At 40.9% G+C, this 17,063-nt stretch carries 14 protein-coding genes; 13 read left to right on the top strand and 1 reads right to left on the bottom strand.

Annotation, left to right across the window (positions count from 1 at the left end; genetic code table 11):
- Window positions 1–70 precede the first annotated feature (70 nt).
- From IGI41_RS13795 to IGI41_RS13785, 3 genes are read left to right on the top strand one after another with little or no spacing between them, the layout of a single operon-like run.
- Window positions 71–1,546, top strand: a complete 1,476-nt coding sequence (locus IGI41_RS13795) for a UbiD family decarboxylase (RefSeq protein ID WP_430610348.1) — start codon at window positions 71–73, stop codon at window positions 1,544–1,546.
- Between the two features lie 27 nt (window positions 1,547–1,573).
- The gene (locus IGI41_RS13790; RefSeq protein WP_430610347.1) at window positions 1,574–2,149 is read left to right on the top strand and encodes a UbiX family flavin prenyltransferase; all 576 of its coding nucleotides are present in this window, start codon (window positions 1,574–1,576) and stop codon (window positions 2,147–2,149) included.
- Window positions 2,150–2,569: an amino acid decarboxylase gene (locus IGI41_RS13785; RefSeq protein ID WP_430610346.1), complete on the top strand. Its 420-nt coding sequence runs from the start codon at window positions 2,150–2,152 to the stop codon at window positions 2,567–2,569.
- Window positions 2,570–2,774: 205 nt separating this feature from the next.
- Here the strand turns inward: IGI41_RS13785 and gap are convergent, their stop codons facing one another.
- Complete coding sequence (gene gap / locus IGI41_RS13780) at window positions 2,775–3,785, bottom strand: type I glyceraldehyde-3-phosphate dehydrogenase (protein WP_430610345.1); 1,011 nt, start codon at window positions 3,783–3,785, stop codon at window positions 2,775–2,777.
- A gap of 290 nt (window positions 3,786–4,075) precedes the next feature.
- On the opposite strand from gap, the gene IGI41_RS13775 reads away from it, so the two are divergent.
- From IGI41_RS13775 to licT, 10 genes are all read left to right on the top strand, one after another.
- Complete coding sequence (locus IGI41_RS13775) at window positions 4,076–5,116, top strand: LacI family DNA-binding transcriptional regulator (protein ID WP_430610344.1); 1,041 nt, start codon at window positions 4,076–4,078, stop codon at window positions 5,114–5,116.
- A 96-nt stretch (window positions 5,117–5,212) separates the two neighbouring features.
- Window positions 5,213–6,499 carry a PTS sugar transporter subunit IIC gene (locus IGI41_RS13770; protein ID WP_430610343.1) on the top strand — a complete coding sequence of 429 codons (1,287 nt, stop codon included), beginning with the start codon at window positions 5,213–5,215 and terminating at the stop codon, window positions 6,497–6,499.
- Between the two features lie 45 nt (window positions 6,500–6,544).
- The gene (locus IGI41_RS13765) at window positions 6,545–6,994 is read left to right on the top strand and encodes a hypothetical protein (RefSeq protein ID WP_430610342.1); all 450 of its coding nucleotides are present in this window, start codon (window positions 6,545–6,547) and stop codon (window positions 6,992–6,994) included.
- 27 nt (window positions 6,995–7,021) lie between these two features.
- Window positions 7,022–9,259, top strand: coding sequence for an alpha-galactosidase (locus IGI41_RS13760; protein WP_430610341.1), 2,238 nt, complete (start codon window positions 7,022–7,024; stop codon window positions 9,257–9,259).
- 4 nt (window positions 9,260–9,263) lie between these two features.
- Entirely contained in the window at window positions 9,264–11,318 is a 2,055-nt protein-coding gene (locus IGI41_RS13755; protein ID WP_430610340.1) for a beta-galactosidase, read from the top strand.
- Between the two features lie 363 nt (window positions 11,319–11,681).
- The gene (locus tag IGI41_RS13750) at window positions 11,682–12,647 is read left to right on the top strand and encodes a tRNA dihydrouridine synthase (RefSeq protein WP_430610339.1); all 966 of its coding nucleotides are present in this window, start codon (window positions 11,682–11,684) and stop codon (window positions 12,645–12,647) included.
- A gap of 205 nt (window positions 12,648–12,852) precedes the next feature.
- Window positions 12,853–13,296: a MarR family winged helix-turn-helix transcriptional regulator gene (locus tag IGI41_RS13745; protein WP_430610338.1), complete on the top strand. Its 444-nt coding sequence runs from the start codon at window positions 12,853–12,855 to the stop codon at window positions 13,294–13,296.
- Window positions 13,297–13,325: 29 nt separating this feature from the next.
- Window positions 13,326–14,762, top strand: a complete 1,437-nt coding sequence (locus IGI41_RS13740) for an MDR family MFS transporter (protein WP_430612865.1) — start codon at window positions 13,326–13,328, stop codon at window positions 14,760–14,762.
- Window positions 14,763–14,935: 173 nt separating this feature from the next.
- A complete protein-coding gene (gene rarD, locus IGI41_RS13735) occupies window positions 14,936–15,844 on the top strand; it encodes an EamA family transporter RarD (protein WP_430610336.1) in 909 nt (302 codons plus the stop codon).
- 280 nt (window positions 15,845–16,124) lie between these two features.
- On the top strand, window positions 16,125–16,964 hold the full coding sequence (gene licT / locus IGI41_RS13730) for a BglG family transcription antiterminator LicT (protein WP_430610335.1): 840 nt from the start codon (window positions 16,125–16,127) through the stop codon (window positions 16,962–16,964).
- Window positions 16,965–17,063: the final 99 nt, after the last annotated feature.

Below are 17,063 nucleotides of genomic sequence, written 5' to 3'. Positions count from 1 at the left end.
GAAAGTGAATTGTTCTCTACGTGGAAGCCTTATATCATAAGGATGTAAACGAAAAAGGAGGAACAAGATCATGTCAAATACACCTTATGATTTACGTAAAGTCATCGAGGAATTAAAACAACTGCCTGGTCAATATCATGAAACAGATATCGAAGTTGATCCAGAAGCAGAACTATCTGGCGTTTATCGCTACATCGGTGCCGGTGGTACAGTTCAACGCCCAACCCAAGAAGGACCAGCGATGACCTTCAATAATATCAAAGGATTTCCTGGTACACGGGTCAATATCGGGACAATGGCTAGCCGTAAACGTGTAGGCCAAATTTTGCATCACGATTATCGGACATTGGGCCAATTGTTGCAAAAATCCGTTGAAAATCCGATTAAACCAATCAAAGTGGCCAAAGAAGATGCACCCGTTCAAGAAGTTGTTCATTTAGCAACAGATGAAGGATTCGATATCCGAAAATTGATCCCAGCACCTACCAATACAGAAGAAGATGCCGGACCTTATATTACACTTGGGGTTGTCCTAGGCTCTGATCCTGATAAAACAATGAGCGATGTAACCATTCACCGCATGGTTTTAGAAGATGAAGATACGATTGGCATGTATATTATGCCTGGTGGCCGTCATATCGGTCATTTCCAAAAACAATTTGAAGCCCTTGATCAACCAATGCCCATCACGATCAATATTGGTTTAGATCCAGCGATTGCCATTGGTACGACCTTTGAACCACCAACCACACCACTTGGTTACAATGAATTGTGGGTTGCTGGCGCATTGCGAAATGAACCTGTTCAATTGGTTGACGGTGTTGCTGTCAACGAAGTGGGGATCGCGCGTGCTGAATTTGTGATTGAAGCTGAAATCATGCCTAATCAAAAAATGCAAGAAGATATCAATACCCATACTGGTAAAGCAATGCCAGAATTTCCTGGCTATACCGGCGATGCCAATCCTGGTGTGAACGTGGTCAAAGTCAAAGCGGTGACCCATCGTAAAGACAACCCAATCATGCAAACAACCATAGGTCCAAGTGAAGAACATGTATCTATGGCAGGTATCCCAACTGAAGCAAGTATCTTAGGCTTAGTCGACAAAGCGATTCCAGGGAAAGTAGTCAATGTCTATAATCCACCAGCAGGCGGCGGTAAATTGATGACTATTATGCAAATTCGCAAAGAAAATGAAGCGGATGAAGGGATTCAACGCCAAGCAGCAATTTTGGCATTGTCGGCATTCAAAGAGTTGAAAACAGTCATTCTTGTGGATGATGATGTAGATATTTTTGATATGAATGATGTGATGTGGACCTTAAATACACGTTTCCAAGGCGATAAAGATGTCATCGTGATTCCAGGCATGCGCAATCACCCATTGGACCCTTCTGAATTGCCACAATACAATCCAGGTGTGATCCGTTTTAGAGGGATGAGTGCCAAAACGATTTTTGATGGTACAGTGCCATTTGATATGAAAGACCACTTCGTGCGGGCTAAATTCAAAGATGTACCAGATTGGCAAAAATATTTGGATTAAGCAAGTCTTCAGGAAAGAGGAATAGACATGACAAGAAAGAAAAAAATCGTGATTGGGATCAGCGGTGCTTCAGGTACGACTTATGCGATTGATTTAATCAAAAAATTAAACGCCAATCCATCCGTAGAAACCCATGGTGTCATCAGTACTTGGGCAAAGCAAAATTTAAAATTAGAATCAGATATGGGTTTGCACGAGTTAGAAGATTTGCTGGATTATCATTATGCAATCAATGATCTAGGTGCCACGATCGCCAGCGGTTCCTTTCTTGTTGATGGCATGGTCATTGTTCCAGCAAGCATGAAAACAGTTGCTGCAGTTTCTATGGGGTATAGTGATAACTTGATTGCCCGAGCAGCGGATGTCACACTGAAAGAACAACGGAAATTGATCATTGTTCCCCGAGAAACGCCACTAAGTACGATCCATCTGGAAAATTTGACCAGATTATCTCGCTTGGGTGTTCAAATCATTCCGCCAATTCCAGCTTTTTATAACCATCCAGAAACGATTGCTGATTTGGTTGATCATCAAACCATGAAAATCATGGATGCCTTAGGGATTGAAAATGATAGTGATGGCCGTTGGAAAGGGGAAGCCTAAATGCTGACGAAAACTTTTCAAACTACTGAAGCTGGCTATACAATGACTGCAGATGTTGCCTTTGTCGGCATTGATTTGCTGATCGTGTTGACCGGCGGTGATGCCCCGCATTTGGGAACAGTCACCGCAGTAGCTGATGATATGGCTCCTGAGACGATTCGTTTTCACAGCCATCATGGCCGCTACCATAAAGATGATGTCCTCAGTACAGTGATTGCGGACATCATTAAAGAGGCATTACCTGGACATTGCTTGATTACAGCCGGAATCCATGTCAATGGTATTTCAGATGAACAAATCAATGCTTCAGCCCATATGGCGCAAGAGATAGGGCAACAAGTATTGGCGTGGTTGCAGACAAGTGATATTACTGCTCCAGATGTCGTTTATACGCGGTTTCATCAGACATTTGATGCGTAGCAAATGCCGATAGACAACAGGTAAGTTTAAATAAGAAAGATGCGTCAATGTCAAAAAAAGCTGAGCTAAAAGCTGCATGAATATACAATAAAAAGATTTCAGGTACATGCCACAAGGAATGTACCTGAAATCTTTTTTGATATATTGATAAAAATGGTGTCTCGCTTGTACTTTGTGCATCTAACGTTTATCAGTCTCTGTCAAATTATAGATTTGCAAATTTTTCTAACAGACGAATCATTTGGCAAGTAAAGCCGTACTCGTTATCATACCAAGCAACGGTTTTTACTAGTTGGAAATCACCAGCTGTAGTGATTTCTGTTTGCGTTGGATCGAATATAGAGCCTTGTGTCGTTCCGATAACATCACCAGAAACAATTTCTCGATCATCGTATCCAAATGATGGATTGTCTACAGTATGTTTTTTGATTGCTTCATTGACTTCATCGGCAGTCACTTTTTTATCTAAAATAGTGACCAATTCAGTTAATGATCCGTCAACTACCGGCACACGTTGTGCATGACCTTGCAGTTTTCCTTGTAGTTCTGGAATCACCAACCCGATTGCTTTTGCTGCACCAGTCGAATGAGGAATGGTATTGTCAGCAGCCGAACGAGCAGCACGTAAATTGCCCCCGCGTACAGGACCATCTAACAACATTTGCGTTGAAGTATACGCATGTACAGTGGTCATTGTTCCCACTTTTATACCAAATTCATTGTTTAGGAAGTAGGCCATAGGTGCCAAACAGTTGGTCGTACAAGATCCAGCGGAGATAATTTTGTCATCTGCAGTCAACGTGTCATCATTGACATTGAAAACAATAGTTTTCATTGGTCCAGCAGGTGCAGATATCACCACGCGTTTTACGCCCGCATTGATATGGCTGGTCGCTTTTTCCTCAGAGGTATAAAAACCTGTACATTCTAATACGATATCTACGCCATTTTCTTTTACCCAAGGGATTTTACTTGCGTCTGGTTCTGCATATACCCGTGTTTCTTGGCCATCCACTACGATACCATCTTCAGTTGCTGTGACTGTTCCAGGATATGTTCCGTGTGTAGAGTCAAACTGTAACAGGTGAGCAAGCATGGTGGGACTCGTTAAATCATTGATAGCAACAACTTCAATATCATCTGATACTTCTTTGATCCGACGAAAGGCTAAGCGACCAATTCTTCCGAAACCATTAATTCCAACTTTTACTGTCATATTTAACCGACCTTCCTTAAAGTTATTTATCGTTCTTGTTTAATTGTGCTATCATAAGAAAAATTTGTCAAAATATAAGGCTTGCTTCGATAGGATAGGCAGGCGACCTGCTGAAAAGCGGTGAAACTTGCTATTCTGCCGGAACCTTTAGTTGAAAAAGCATGCATGGATGAACCGCAGACTTTGCATCAAAAAAGGCCCTATGCAGCAAAATAACTTCATTGACAGTTCAGTAAAAATTATTTACTCTAAGTATATATTTAGTAAACAGTAAACAATGAGGTGCGACGATGGCTAGTATGAGAGATATTGCAAAGTTAGCAGGCGTTTCGGTAGCAAGTGTATCTAGAATTTTAAATCATGACGAAAGTTTCAGTATCAATGAAAATACACGTAGAAGGGTCATTGAGATAGCCAATCAATTAAACTATTCCAAAGAAAAAAGCAGTTTGAACACGCGAGATGTAGGGGATGAGCATACGATTGCTATCATTACGCGACATGATATTGAATCAGAAAGAAACGATCCCTACTTTACAATGATTCGTACGGGTATCGAAAAAGAAGCAGCCAAGTGGCGATTAAAAACGATTAGAGCTTTCTCCATGCGAGAACCCAATAAAGATTTAAACCAATTAGCAAAGTATGGGGCAGTAATCATCATTGGAGAGATGACTCGTGAAGCGTTAAAAGAAATCAGTCAATATAATTCAAATATTATTTTAGTGGATAATTATAGTGATGAGATGGTATTCGACTGTATTCAAACAGATTTTGCACAAAAGACCCATCAAATTTTGTCTATCTTAAAGAAGAAGGGGCATGAAAATATTGCTTTTGTTGGAGGGGTAGCAAGTCGAGTCACAATATCTGGTGAAGTGGTCTATGATGCACATGAAGTGCGCGCAGAAAACTATAAACAATGGATGCTGTTAAACAAGCTGGATCAATACATGCATGTTTTTCAAGGAAAATGGTCACCTACGACGGGGCTAGAGTTTGGCAAACAAATTTCGAGAATGGATCCAATGCCTACAGCAATCGTTGTGGCTAGTGATCCAATGGCAGTCGGTATTTATAAAGCTATAAATGAAGAAGGGTTGTCTATACCTGAAGATATCTCAGTAGTCAGCTTTGATGACATAGAAATCGCGCAATTTATGACACCTACGTTATCCTCTGTGAAAATGAAGGCTGAAGAAATGGGACAAATAGCTGTTGAGTTGGCGAAAAATAAGATTTTAGGTGTACGAACGATGCCGATAAAGGTGATATGCGGAAGTGAGCTTATTTTAAGAGAATCGATTTCAGACAAAAAAGATCAACTATAATTGATCTTTTTTTGTTTTTAGGGTTGTGTAAACGTTAAGTAAACAACTATACTCATAATAGTAAACGTTTACAAATCGAATCAGAGGAGAAAGAGTATGAAATTTATTGATAAGTTAGCTGAGAAGATGGTTCCTTTTGCACAAATTATTGCCAATAATAAATATCTTTTAAGTTTAAGAGATGGGTTTATGGTTGCTTTTCCAGCGACAATGTTTGCTTCTATTATGATTATCATTCAAAATTTACCTTCTACTTTTGGTCTATCGGACAGGCTTCCTGAAGGAGTGATGACATTTTTGAATGACTTTTTTGGACCGATAGGGAATGCAACAATGAGTATCACAGCAATTTTTGTCGTTTTCGGTATTGGGTATCAACTGGCAGGAAAATATGGACAAGCCAAGCTCTTTGCAGGTGCGATATCGTTGTCTTCTTTCCTTATGCTTTTGCCATATGGATCTTCTGAGGAATTAGGAACGGTGATTCCTTTGTCTAAGTTAGGCGCGGAAGGCATGTTTGTTGGTATCATTACAGCAATTATTGCAACACAAATTTATTGTAAGATCAGTGCTGCTGGTTTCACGATCAAAATGCCTGATTCCGTTCCGCCGATGATTGCTGAATCGTTTATTGCGATTATTCCCGGTGCAGCACCGTTGTTTCTCTTTAATTTGATCCGATACTTGTTCACATTCACCACTTGGGGAAATGCCGTTGACTTTGTTTATGAAATCTTACAAAAACCGTTGATGGGCTTAGGCGGTACTTTGCCTGCCGTCTTGCTTGCTGTATTGTTTACCCAATTCTTCTGGTGGTTCGGTATCCATGGCACGTTGGTTGTAAATGCTGTCATCGACCCTATTATGAATGCGCTAGCAATTGAAAATTACGAAGCCTATAAAGCCGGTGCAGAACAGCTGCCCCATATCATCAATACAACTTTTATGGGTGTGTTTGTGAATCAAGGCATGCAATTAGGTATTTCAATTACCATGGCCTTCTTTATTGCACGTTCGATCCGTATGAAGAAATTGATGAAAACCGTTATTGCACCATCTGTATTTAATGTTTCCGAGCCGATGACATTTGGTTTGCCAATCGTATTGAATCCAATTGCATTTGTTCCTTGGATTTTGGCTCCATTAGCCAGTACAACGATTTCATATTTCGCGATTGCTGCTGGTCTGGTTCCACGTCCAATCGGGGCCACTGTGGTCTGGACGACACCTGTATTTTTATCAGGATGGCTTGGAACAGGCTCGATCGCCGGCGCTATCTTGCAACTAGTCACTGTAGCAGTCATGACGTTGATTTGGGTACCTTTTTTGATTGTGATGGATCGAGGGTATTTAAAAGAAGAAAAAATAGAACTAGAACAGTAATTTTTTTGTTGCGTTCTTTGGAACTACTAGAAAGGGGAGAACTACATGAAGACTGATACATTAACTTGCCGCTATCGAATCCGTGCAACACAAGCGGCATTTCATCAAGTTTTATGCGGTGAACAAAAAAAATACTTTGAAGCAAATCATGCAACAGGTCAATTTGCTGAAGGATGTCAAGTTAACATAAGGATGCAGACAAAAACATCCCCTGAAGTGGTTCCGGCTGTTATGACGGTAGAAAAAATAACGCCAGACGCATTTTGGTCAAGAACGGTTTACGAAGAAGGCGTCATTGATCAACGCTATATGTATACGACGCAACCGGATGGGCAACTAGTAGTCACCTATTCCGAACAGAGCCGATTTACGAAACCACAGTCAACCTATAGTTTTATGTTGGCAGCACTTTTTTATAAGTTCTTTTTCAATCGCGGGGTCAAAAAAAGATTGCGATATCTTGAGTCGGCCTGTGCACATGTATCGATCACATAGAGAAAAACAGGGAAATTGGGGAATAAAATGATAGAGATTATTAATGAAACAATGTTCCATTTATATAATGAAAAAATAAGTTATGTGATGACCGTTTTGCCGAATCAACAGTTGGGGCACGTATATTTTGGGCCTTCATTGGGAAAAATAGAAGCCTTCGATCAAACTTATTTGGATCAAAAGATGAACAAATCAGCAGGTACCGTCAAATTTTTTGAAGAAAATAATTCTTTTACTCTTGCAGATCGCTATCAAGAATTGCCAACTTATGGGACATCTGACTTTCGAGAAGGTGCGCTTACTATATTTGAAGAAGAAACCCCATTGTACACGGATTTTCAATTCAATCATTTTAGAACTTATTGGGGAAAAGAGCGTGATATATGCAAGCCTGCAAGTTTTGCAGCAACACATGAAAGCCAGAGTATTGAATTTGAGCTGATAGATACTGAACGAGAGCTGAGAATTGAACTCACATATACGATCTTTCAACATTTAGGAACAATTGCTAGGAAACAAAAAGTGAGTAATATGGGTTCAGAGGCAAGAAGAATCGAACGTTTTATGAGTGGGGTTTTAGAATTAAAAAATCGCGACTTCGACTGGCTTCATCTTTCAGGTGCATGGCTAAAAGAACGACATATCAAAACAACACCAATTACACAAGGAACAATGCGCGTGGGTTCCTTAAAAGGCGCTTCTGGACATCAGCACAATCCATTTGTTGCTTTGAAAGAAAAGAATACGACCAATGATCAAGGCTTTGTTTACGGTGCAAACTTGATTTATTCAGGAAATTTTTTGGCACAAGTTGAAATGGATGAGTGGAATAATCTCCGGTTGATGCTCGGCATCCATCCAGAACACTTTAGTTGGAAACTTGAACCGGGGGCCTCTTTTGAAACCCCAGAATGCATATTTACTTTTAGCGATTTAGGAATGAATGGACTGAGCCAAGAGTCCGCTCGATTCGTAGAAAAGCACATCATCCCACCTTATTGGCAAGAAGCAAAGCGACCAATTGTCTTTAATAATTGGGAAGCGACTTATTTCGACTTCGACGAAGAAAAATTATTGGCTTTGGCAAAAGAAAGTCGATCGTTGGGTATGGAATGTTTTGTACTAGATGATGGTTGGTTTGGTAAGAGAAATAATGACCGTAGTTCTTTAGGAGATTGGGTAGCTGATCCTGACAAATTTCCTAATGGTATCAGCCATTTTGCACAGAAGATCCACAGCCTTGATTTGAAGCTGGGGGTTTGGTTTGAACCGGAAATGGTATCCCCTGATAGTATGCTTTATCAAGAACACCCAGAATGGGTCGTCAAACATCCATATGATCGAGTATCAATTGGTAGAGGGCAATATGTCTTAGATTTTGCAAATCCAGCGGTGGTCGAAGCGATTTTTCAAGCGATGGAAAAGGTCATTATCGAAACCAAATTAGACTATATCAAGTGGGATATGAATAGAAATATTACCGAAGCCTATTCTGCATATTTGGCCGAAAATGGCATTGCACAAACAGAATTTTATCATCGTTACATGTTAGGTGTGTACGATTTGTACCAAAAAATATTGTCTGCGTTTCCCACTATCTTAATTGAAGGATGTGCGGGTGGAGGCGGCCGGTATGATTTAGGTATTTTGTTTTACAGCCCGCAAATCTGGCCAAGTGATGACAGTGATGCTGTCGAACGCTTGACGATTCAAACAGGTACATTATTGGGGTATCCAATGTCTAGCTTCAGTAATCATGTTTCTGCCAGTCCCAATCACCAAGTTGGACGTATGACGTCATTAATGTTTCGTCAACACACAGCCATGTTTGGTCCTTTAGGTTATGAGTTGGATCTGTTCAGTTTGTCTAGGCAAGAGAAACAGCAAATCAAAGAACATATTGCGTTTTACAAGCAACATAGACGGTTGTTAACATTTGGTACTTTTTATCAATTAGAAACAAGCGGAAAACAGAATGAAGTGGCATGGGCAGTATATGACTCGAATCAAGAAGAAGCCCTGATTGGGGTTTATCGTGTGTTGGCAACGGCAAATCCTGCTTCAGAAGATTTTCTTCAAATTCCATTTCTTGATGCGGACCGTGTCTATCAAGTCAATGAAACGCCAGTTTCCGGTCGGATACTCAAGAACTTTGGGTTACGCAAGCCATATCAATTTAACGCTGTAAATCATGAAACAGCACAGATAAAAGGTGATTTCCAATCTTTTGTTTATCATATACAAATAGCTGAGAATAAGGAGTAAAGTGATGGAGACGGAGAATCAATACTTTATGCACGGTGGAGACTACAATCCTGATCAATGGTTCGCATATCCGGATATTTTGAAAAAAGATTTGTCCTATATGCAACAAGCCCACATCAACACGGTAACCTTAGGTGTTTTCTCTTGGCATGCTTTAGAGCCCGAAGAAGGTAAGTATCAGTTCGAATGGTTGGATGAGGTATTTGATCAAATCCACGGGATTGGTGGACGGGTCATTTTAGCCACCCCTAGTGGTGGACGCCCACAATGGTTGAGTCAAAAATATCCGGAAGTCAATCGCACCAATAATCTAGGTCAAAAACACACACATGGGTTTAGGCATAACCATTGTTTTTCTTCGCCAATCTACCGTGAAAAAGTGCGTTTGATCAATCAAAAATTGGCTGAACGTTATGGTGATCATCCAGCTCTAGCAATGTGGCATATTTCGAATGAATTTTCAGGCGAATGCTTTTGCAGCTATTGCCAAGAAAATTGGCGTCAATGGCTGAAGAATAAGTATGGCGATCTAGCGACATTAAATCATGCTTGGTGGATGAGTTTTTGGGGCAATACCTATTCAGATTGGTCGCAAGTGTTGCCCCCTTCGCCTTTAGGTGAACATAAAGTTCATGGGATGGATTTAGATTGGAAGAGGTTTGTCACAGATATGACGATTGATTTTTATCTGCATGAATGCGCACCGCTCCGTGAAAAAACACCCAATATACCGATTACGACGAACTTTATGGCAGAAGGACATGCAACCCAGGATTTTATTCCCCTTGAAGGAATCGATTACGGCAAATTTGCCCGTTATGTAGATATTGTTAGTTGGGATAGTTATCCAGATTGGCATAATCATTTTGAATCGCTTGCCAGTACTGCGATGAAATCGGGATACGTACATGATCAATATTGGTCATTAAAAAAACAACCTTTTTTAGTTATGGAATGTACGCCTAGTTATGTCAATTGGCACCAATTCAACAAGGCAAAAAAACCAGGAATGCATATGCTGAGTGCCATGCAGCAAATCGCTCATGGATCGGATAGTACCTTATATTTTCAATGGCGGCAATCACGGGGCAATTCAGAAAAATTTCACGGTGCTGTGGTCAGCCATGATGGTTCTACACAAAATCGCGTGTTTAAAGAAGTTGCAGCGTATGGCGCACGATTAGAAAAAATCAAAGAAATAAAAGGAACGACGAGAAAAAAAGAGGTCGCCATCTTATTTGATTGGGAAAGTAACTGGGCGTTGAATCGTGGGGGGGGATATGGTCGACCAACACGAAGATACCAACAAACATTGCAAGAACATTATCGTTATTTCTGGGAACAAGATATTGCAGTAGATATCTTAACACCGGATCAAGATTTTTCAGAGTATAAAATCGTCTTAGCACCGATGCTTTATATGATGCGTCAAACAACAATGGAGAAACTAAAAAGGTATGTTGCAAACGGCGGGATTTTGGTTTCAAGTTATTTTGCAGGAATGGTCAATGAAAATGATTTGCTTTATTTAGGCGGGTTGCCAGAACCGTTGCGAGAGCTGTTTGGGATTGATGTATTAGAATTAGAAACATTGCTGGAGGATGAACACAATGAGATAAAATATCAAGGAAAATCATTTCAAACGAAAGATTACTCGGCAATTATCGATGCGCAATCAGCACGCGTATTAGGTGCATATCAGTGTGATTTTTACAGTGGTTCACCCGCCATCACAGAAAATCAGTATGGGGAGGGCGTCGCTTATTATCATGCAGCCAGAACCAATGGTGACTTTCTTCAAAGTTTTTATAGTCAGCTTGCAAAGAAGTTGAATCTAAGAAAAGAGGCCATAGCTGAGGCAAATCCTGCTGTGTCCATTCAAGGACGCATAAGTGCCCAAAGAAGCTATTACTTTGTGATGAATTTTTCTGAAGTGGACCAAGCAGTGTCAATGTTAAAACGTGTTGTAGATTTGGAAACAAATCAATCCGTAGAAAATACAGTGCTGTTGGCGCCCTATGAAGTTCGCATTTTTTATGTAGAAAATGAACAACAGTAAAATGTGTACACGGAAAAATTTTTAAGTACAGTGACAGGCGTCAATCCTATTTTGGAGGGATGCCAGTCATTGTATATACTGCACATTAACTCAGCTAGAGAAATGTGATCAAACATTACGTTTTTAGGAACAACAGGGCGAACCGTTCCGCTATTGCCGAGTCATCAAAGCAAACAAGCTATCCGCTAGACTACAGATTTATGAGCAATGCGCGCTTATAGCGTCAGCGGCAAAACAAATCTTTTATGCACAACTTCTTTCCTGTGCGCCATCCTTTGCTTCTTTTGTTCATTCCTAGTATAATGGCTTTGTTTTGCTAGTCGGATTTTGATGATCCGAGGTCAAAGAAATGGAGCGTAGATCATGACAACAAATTTTTGGGCTGAGTTACCATCGCCTTTTTTCGTTTTGGCACCTATGGAAGATGTAACAGATGTTGTTTTTCGTCACGTGGTGCAAGCAGCCGGCGCACCGGATGTTTTTTTTACTGAATTTACCAACTCAGATAGTTATTGTCATCCAGAAGGTCGAGACAGTGTCCGCGGTCGGCTGGTGTTTACCGAAGATGAGCAGCCAATGGTGGCACATATCTGGGGAGATAAACCTGAATTTTTTAGAGAAATGAGTATCGGACTGGCTGAAATGGGTTTTAAGGGGATCGATATCAATATGGGGTGTCCTGTGCCCAATGTTGCTGGTCGTGGGAAAGGCAGTGGCTTGATTTTACGTCCGGAAGTTGCTGCTGAATTGATTCAAGCAGCCAAAGCCGGTGGATTGCCAGTCAGTGTCAAAACCCGTTTAGGCTATACAACGTTAGATGAAATGGACGCCTGGTTGACCCATATTCTAGAACAAGATATTGCAAATTTATCGATCCATATGCGTACCCGCAAAGAGATGAGTAAAGTCGATGCGCATTGGGAATTGATTCCAGCAGTCGTAGCATTAAGAGACAAAATCGCCCCCCACACAAAATTAACGATCAACGGTGATATCCCAGACCGGCAAACGGGGCTGGCTTTAGCTGAAAAATATGGCGTAGATGGTTTGATGATCGGACGCGGTATCTTTAAGAACCCCTATGCGTTTGAAAAAGAACCCAAAGAACACACTTCTGAAGAATTGTTAGGGTTGTTGCACTTGCAGTTAGATTTACAAGACCACTACGCACAAATGGTCCCGCGTTCGATTTCAGGACTCCATCGTTTTTTCAAGATTTACGTCAAGGGCTTTCCTGGCGCCAGCGAATTGCGAGGGAACTTGATGAATACCAAGTCAACGGATGAAGTACGTCAGTTATTAGCAGAGTTTGAAGCCAGTAAAGAATGAAGGGAAAGTATTGAGCGGTGTCTAGCTCAATACTTTTTTTGCTATAAAGCAAGATGAAGTAAACGCTATTTTTAAGGCTTTCTTGACATTAGATAGGTACCTATGTAAAATAGAAAAGGACTTTTAAGTAGGTACCTATCTAATTATGCTCAATCTAATATCCATTGTACATAGTAGAAATCAATAAGAAAGGAGTGATAGCGATATGGCCTATTCAGAACTGGAGATCGTTGAACGATTATTTGAAGTATATAAGTTGAATCGACGCTATGCAGAGAAAAAATATGGCAATTTTATGCCAGGACGTGGTCAGTTCAATTGCTTGATCGTGCTGGACGAGAAAGGCACTTTGACCCAAAAAGATTTGGCTGCTTATCTTGCGATTCGTTCTACTTCAACAGGTGAATTGATCAAAAAGCTGGCGGAAAAAGGTTTGATCAAAAAAGAGATCGATCCAAAAGACAAACGCAGTCATTTGATCTCACTGACCGAAGCGGGCAAAGCGGAGGCGCAATTAATGAAAGACAAGCGAAGCAAAGCACATACTGAAATGCTGACTTATTTGTCAGAAGAAGAGAAACAAGTATTTGGTGAAGGATTAGCCAAAATCGAACGATTTTATCATGAGAAGGAGGCACACATGGATTGAGTGACCTAAATGAAATAAATGAACCGAATATGCAACACCAAGAAAGAACGGAAAGGCAGCGTACACTGATTTTTATCAACTTGATGATCACTTGTATCGCAGTATCCATGTTGGCTACCGCTTTAACGACGGCATTGCCCGCAATCGTAACAGATTTAACTATTTCAGTGACCACGGGTCAATGGTTGACAAGTGGGTATTCATTGGCAATGGCGATCGTGATGCCGTTGACGGCTTATTTGATGAACCGAGTACCAACAAAAAAATTGTATTTGTCGGCCTTAGCAATTGCCTTGGTTGGCTTATTGTTGTGTGCGGCAGCACCAAACTTTTATGTGATGATGGCAGCGCGAATTTTGCAAGCGATTGGGAATGGGATTTTAACGGCAATGGCACAAGTCATTTTATTGACGATTTATCCAATGAACCGGATTGGTGTCGTGATGGGCTGGTATGGCTTGTCGATTACCGCAGCCCCCGTGATCGCACCTACATTGGCTGGTCTAATCGTTGATCGTTTGAACTGGCACGCCATATTCTACATTGTTGCTGCGATTGTCTTGGTTTCGCTGATCTGGGCGATCCGTGTTTTTGATGATGTCTTGCCGACAGCCAAGAGTCGCTTTGATCAAGTCTCTTTTGTCTTGAGCGCGTTCGCTTTCGGTGGGATTACGTTAGGTTTTGGAAACATTGGCAGTTATGGAATGATCAGTTTGCCTGTGTTGGGGTCGTTAGGTATCGGTTTGTTGACGGGTGTCTGGTTTGTGTTGCGTCAACTCAAATCAACGCATCCATTCCTTGATTTGCGGGTACTAAAAACCAAAGAATATGCAATCAGCGTTTTCGGCAGTATCATGCTGTATTTGGTTTTAATGGGCTCTGCCATGCTTATGCCGCTTTATGTACAATCGATTTTAGGCAAATCAGCAACGATTTCTGGACTGGTGATTTTACCTGGATCACTGGTTTCCGCTTTTTTAAGTCCTGTTGCTGGTCGTATTTATGACAAGGTCGGTATTCGCCTGTTAACCCTTTTTGGCGGTGGTTCTTTGGTCTTAAGTAATATCGGCATGTATTTCGTCCATATGGATTCGAGTATTTGGTTGGCTGTGGGCTTAAATATCTTACGCTGTGCCGCGACGGGGTGCTTATTGATGCCCTTTGTTACGTGGGGCAACAAAAATATCGCATCTGAATTGACAGCACATGGCACGGCTTTGTTGACCTCTTTACGCACGGTAGCTGGGGCGATCGGAACAGCGCTGTTTGTTGGGATCATGAATAGTATTGCCAAAAAGAGTACAACCTTGACTGGAACAGCTGCATTGCTTCATGGCATGAACGTGTCCTTTTTGTTGATGACGATCGCTTCAGGTCTCCTTTTTGCAACAGGCTTGTTCTTGATTCGCGACAAAAAGAATGATGCACCAGTTTGGGACGAAGGGTTAGAAGAGCCTATTGACTAAAGAGCGTAGAAAAAAATGAAAAAGACGAAGAAAGTTGCTGCTTTCTTCGTCTTTTTTTCTGAAAAGGATATGAAATGTCGGGATTTCCGCTATAATAAGATAACTTATACAAGAGGAGGCGTATTTTTCTCCTGATCGATTGGTTGTCGATCATCAGAAAAAGCAAAAATCAAATGAAAAATAAAGGAATATATTATGGGTTGTCGGCGTATGTCTTATGGGGGCTGATCACCTTATATTGGAAGTTGATCGTTGGTGTTTCCCCGCTAGCTACGATGTGTTATCGTATTTTGTGGTCATTTGTGTTTATGATGCTCTTTATTTTGATCACAGGTAAATATAAGCAGTTCATGAATGAGTTACGCATATTATGGGACAACAAGATTTTCGCTGGCTTGATCGTATGCGCTTCTGTGCTGATTTCCATCAATTGGTTTACCTTCATTTTTGCCGTCAGCACAGGGCATGTCATGCAAGCCAGTTTAGGGTATTATATCAATCCGTTGGTCAATGTTTTACTCGCGACGCTGTTTTTGAAGGAACGTTTGCGTCGTTTCGGTATCATTGCTTGTATTTTGGCCAGTATCGGTGTAGTCATGCTATCGATCCAAACAGGCAGTATTCCGTATGCGTCATTGATCATGGCATTTTCTTTTAGTACGTACGGCCTGATCAAACGCCGTATTCCAATTAGTTCTGTGACAGGTTTGACAGTAGAGACGGGGATTATTTTGCCTTTTGCACTGGTGTATGTGCTTGTTTTTTCTAGTGTTGGGTTTATGGATTATGCAGTACAAACAAATATATTGCTAGCTGGTGCTGGGATTGTAACAGCGATTCCATTGCTGCTGTTTGCGGAAGCTGCCAAAAGTATTTCTTATATTACATTAGGGTTTATTCAATATATCAATCCTACGATCATGTTGCTTCTGGCGGTTTTTCTTTTCCACGAAACGTATACCTTAGCACAATTTTCTGCATTTGCCTTTATCTGGTTAGGTATCGCTGTTTTTACTTATGGTACTCTTGGAGGGGCAATCAAAGAGCGGCGAATGGATACTGCTAAAAAGTCAAACCTGTAGATGGAACGAGCGTGCAGACGTTTGTTCCATCTTTCTTTTTATTAAAAAACAAAGAAGTTTATAGAAATGATTCATTTTTTAAGGCGATTGGTCTAGTTGGATAACAGTCATAAGATGAGTGAAAGATTTTGTTTTTGAAAAGGGTTGCATCTGACAAATGTGTGTGTTATTATTCTTTCAGTTACAAGGATTGTTACTGTTCGGCAGGCAAAACCAGAATTGACCGTAGTGCACTGATGGGGAAATTCTAGGTTTTTTTATTTTGGAGTGAGGGAAAACGATGGTTATTGGGAAAATCTTGAATAATAATGTCGTGATCTCGACAAATGATGCTGGCCAGGAAGTCATTTATATGGGACGAGGCATCGCTTTTAAGAAAAAAGTGGGTGACCCAGTTGATACAGCTTTTGTGGAAAAAGAATTTATCTTAAAGGATACCTTTACTGCAAATCAGTTTCAGCAATTGTTTTCTGATATCCCCATAGAAGAAGTTGAAGCAGTCAAGCAAGTGGTGGATGATGCGGAGGCTGCCTTGGGAGTGGAATTGTCGCCAAACATTTACTTGACTTTAACGGATCATATCCATTATGCCCTGGTTCGGGCCAAAGAAGGAATTGAAATTCCTAACCCACTCTTGTTCGAGACACGCAAGTTTTATCCAAAAGAATATGCGGTGGCCGCAAAAGCGATTGCGTATTTTGAAGAAGTTTTTGAGGTCGCGTTACCAGAAACCGAAATAGGATTTATTGCTTTCCATATCGTGAATAGTGAGCAAGCAAACGGTACAATGGAAACAACGATGCAAGCTGTTGAGATCGTACGGGACGTGTTGGCGATCATCAGCCGTTTTTATGGACGGGTCTTTAATCCCGACTCGTTGAATTACCAGCGGATCACCACCCATTTGCAGTATTTTGCGCAACGTTATTTAAGTGATGAATTGTCTAGTGAAAAAGATGAATTTTTATTTGCACTTGTGCAATCAAAGTACCCGAAAGCATTTCAAACGGTACAGCGTATCAACGCGTATTTGATCAAGACCTATGAGAAGTCGATCGGTGAATCAGAAATGATCTATTTGACGATCCACATCGAACGCGTGGTCAACGATCAAAAATAATTTACATTCAATCGTTAACGGATTGTTACTGTTCGGCAGGCAAGACCCAGATTGAAAAGACAACAGTCAGTAGTGTTTATTTGCTGATGGTCGTTTTTT

Origin of the sequence: Enterococcus sp. DIV0876, from assembly GCF_050529585.1 — a bacterium.
Taxonomy (GTDB): domain Bacteria; phylum Bacillota; class Bacilli; order Lactobacillales; family Enterococcaceae; genus Enterococcus_D.
Note: the sequence above shows the minus strand (reverse complement) of the source record. Positions and strands in the feature narration are given on the sequence as shown.

Coding starts and splice junctions, on each gene's coding strand:
- IGI41_RS13795 (WP_430610348.1), top strand. CDS start 71: ATGTCAAATACACCTTATGATTTACGTAAAGTCATCGAGGAATTAAAA.
- IGI41_RS13790 (WP_430610347.1), top strand. CDS start 1,574: ATGACAAGAAAGAAAAAAATCGTGATTGGGATCAGCGGTGCTTCAGGT.
- IGI41_RS13785 (WP_430610346.1), top strand. CDS start 2,150: ATGCTGACGAAAACTTTTCAAACTACTGAAGCTGGCTATACAATGACT.
- gap (WP_430610345.1), bottom strand. CDS start 3,785: ATGACAGTAAAAGTTGGAATTAATGGTTTCGGAAGAATTGGTCGCTTA.
- IGI41_RS13775 (WP_430610344.1), top strand. CDS start 4,076: ATGGCTAGTATGAGAGATATTGCAAAGTTAGCAGGCGTTTCGGTAGCA.
- IGI41_RS13770 (WP_430610343.1), top strand. CDS start 5,213: ATGAAATTTATTGATAAGTTAGCTGAGAAGATGGTTCCTTTTGCACAA.
- IGI41_RS13765 (WP_430610342.1), top strand. CDS start 6,545: ATGAAGACTGATACATTAACTTGCCGCTATCGAATCCGTGCAACACAA.
- IGI41_RS13760 (WP_430610341.1), top strand. CDS start 7,022: ATGATAGAGATTATTAATGAAACAATGTTCCATTTATATAATGAAAAA.
- IGI41_RS13755 (WP_430610340.1), top strand. CDS start 9,264: ATGGAGACGGAGAATCAATACTTTATGCACGGTGGAGACTACAATCCT.
- IGI41_RS13750 (WP_430610339.1), top strand. CDS start 11,682: ATGACAACAAATTTTTGGGCTGAGTTACCATCGCCTTTTTTCGTTTTG.
- IGI41_RS13745 (WP_430610338.1), top strand. CDS start 12,853: ATGGCCTATTCAGAACTGGAGATCGTTGAACGATTATTTGAAGTATAT.
- IGI41_RS13740 (WP_430612865.1), top strand. CDS start 13,326: ATGCAACACCAAGAAAGAACGGAAAGGCAGCGTACACTGATTTTTATC.
- rarD (WP_430610336.1), top strand. CDS start 14,936: ATGAAAAATAAAGGAATATATTATGGGTTGTCGGCGTATGTCTTATGG.
- licT (WP_430610335.1), top strand. CDS start 16,125: ATGGTTATTGGGAAAATCTTGAATAATAATGTCGTGATCTCGACAAAT.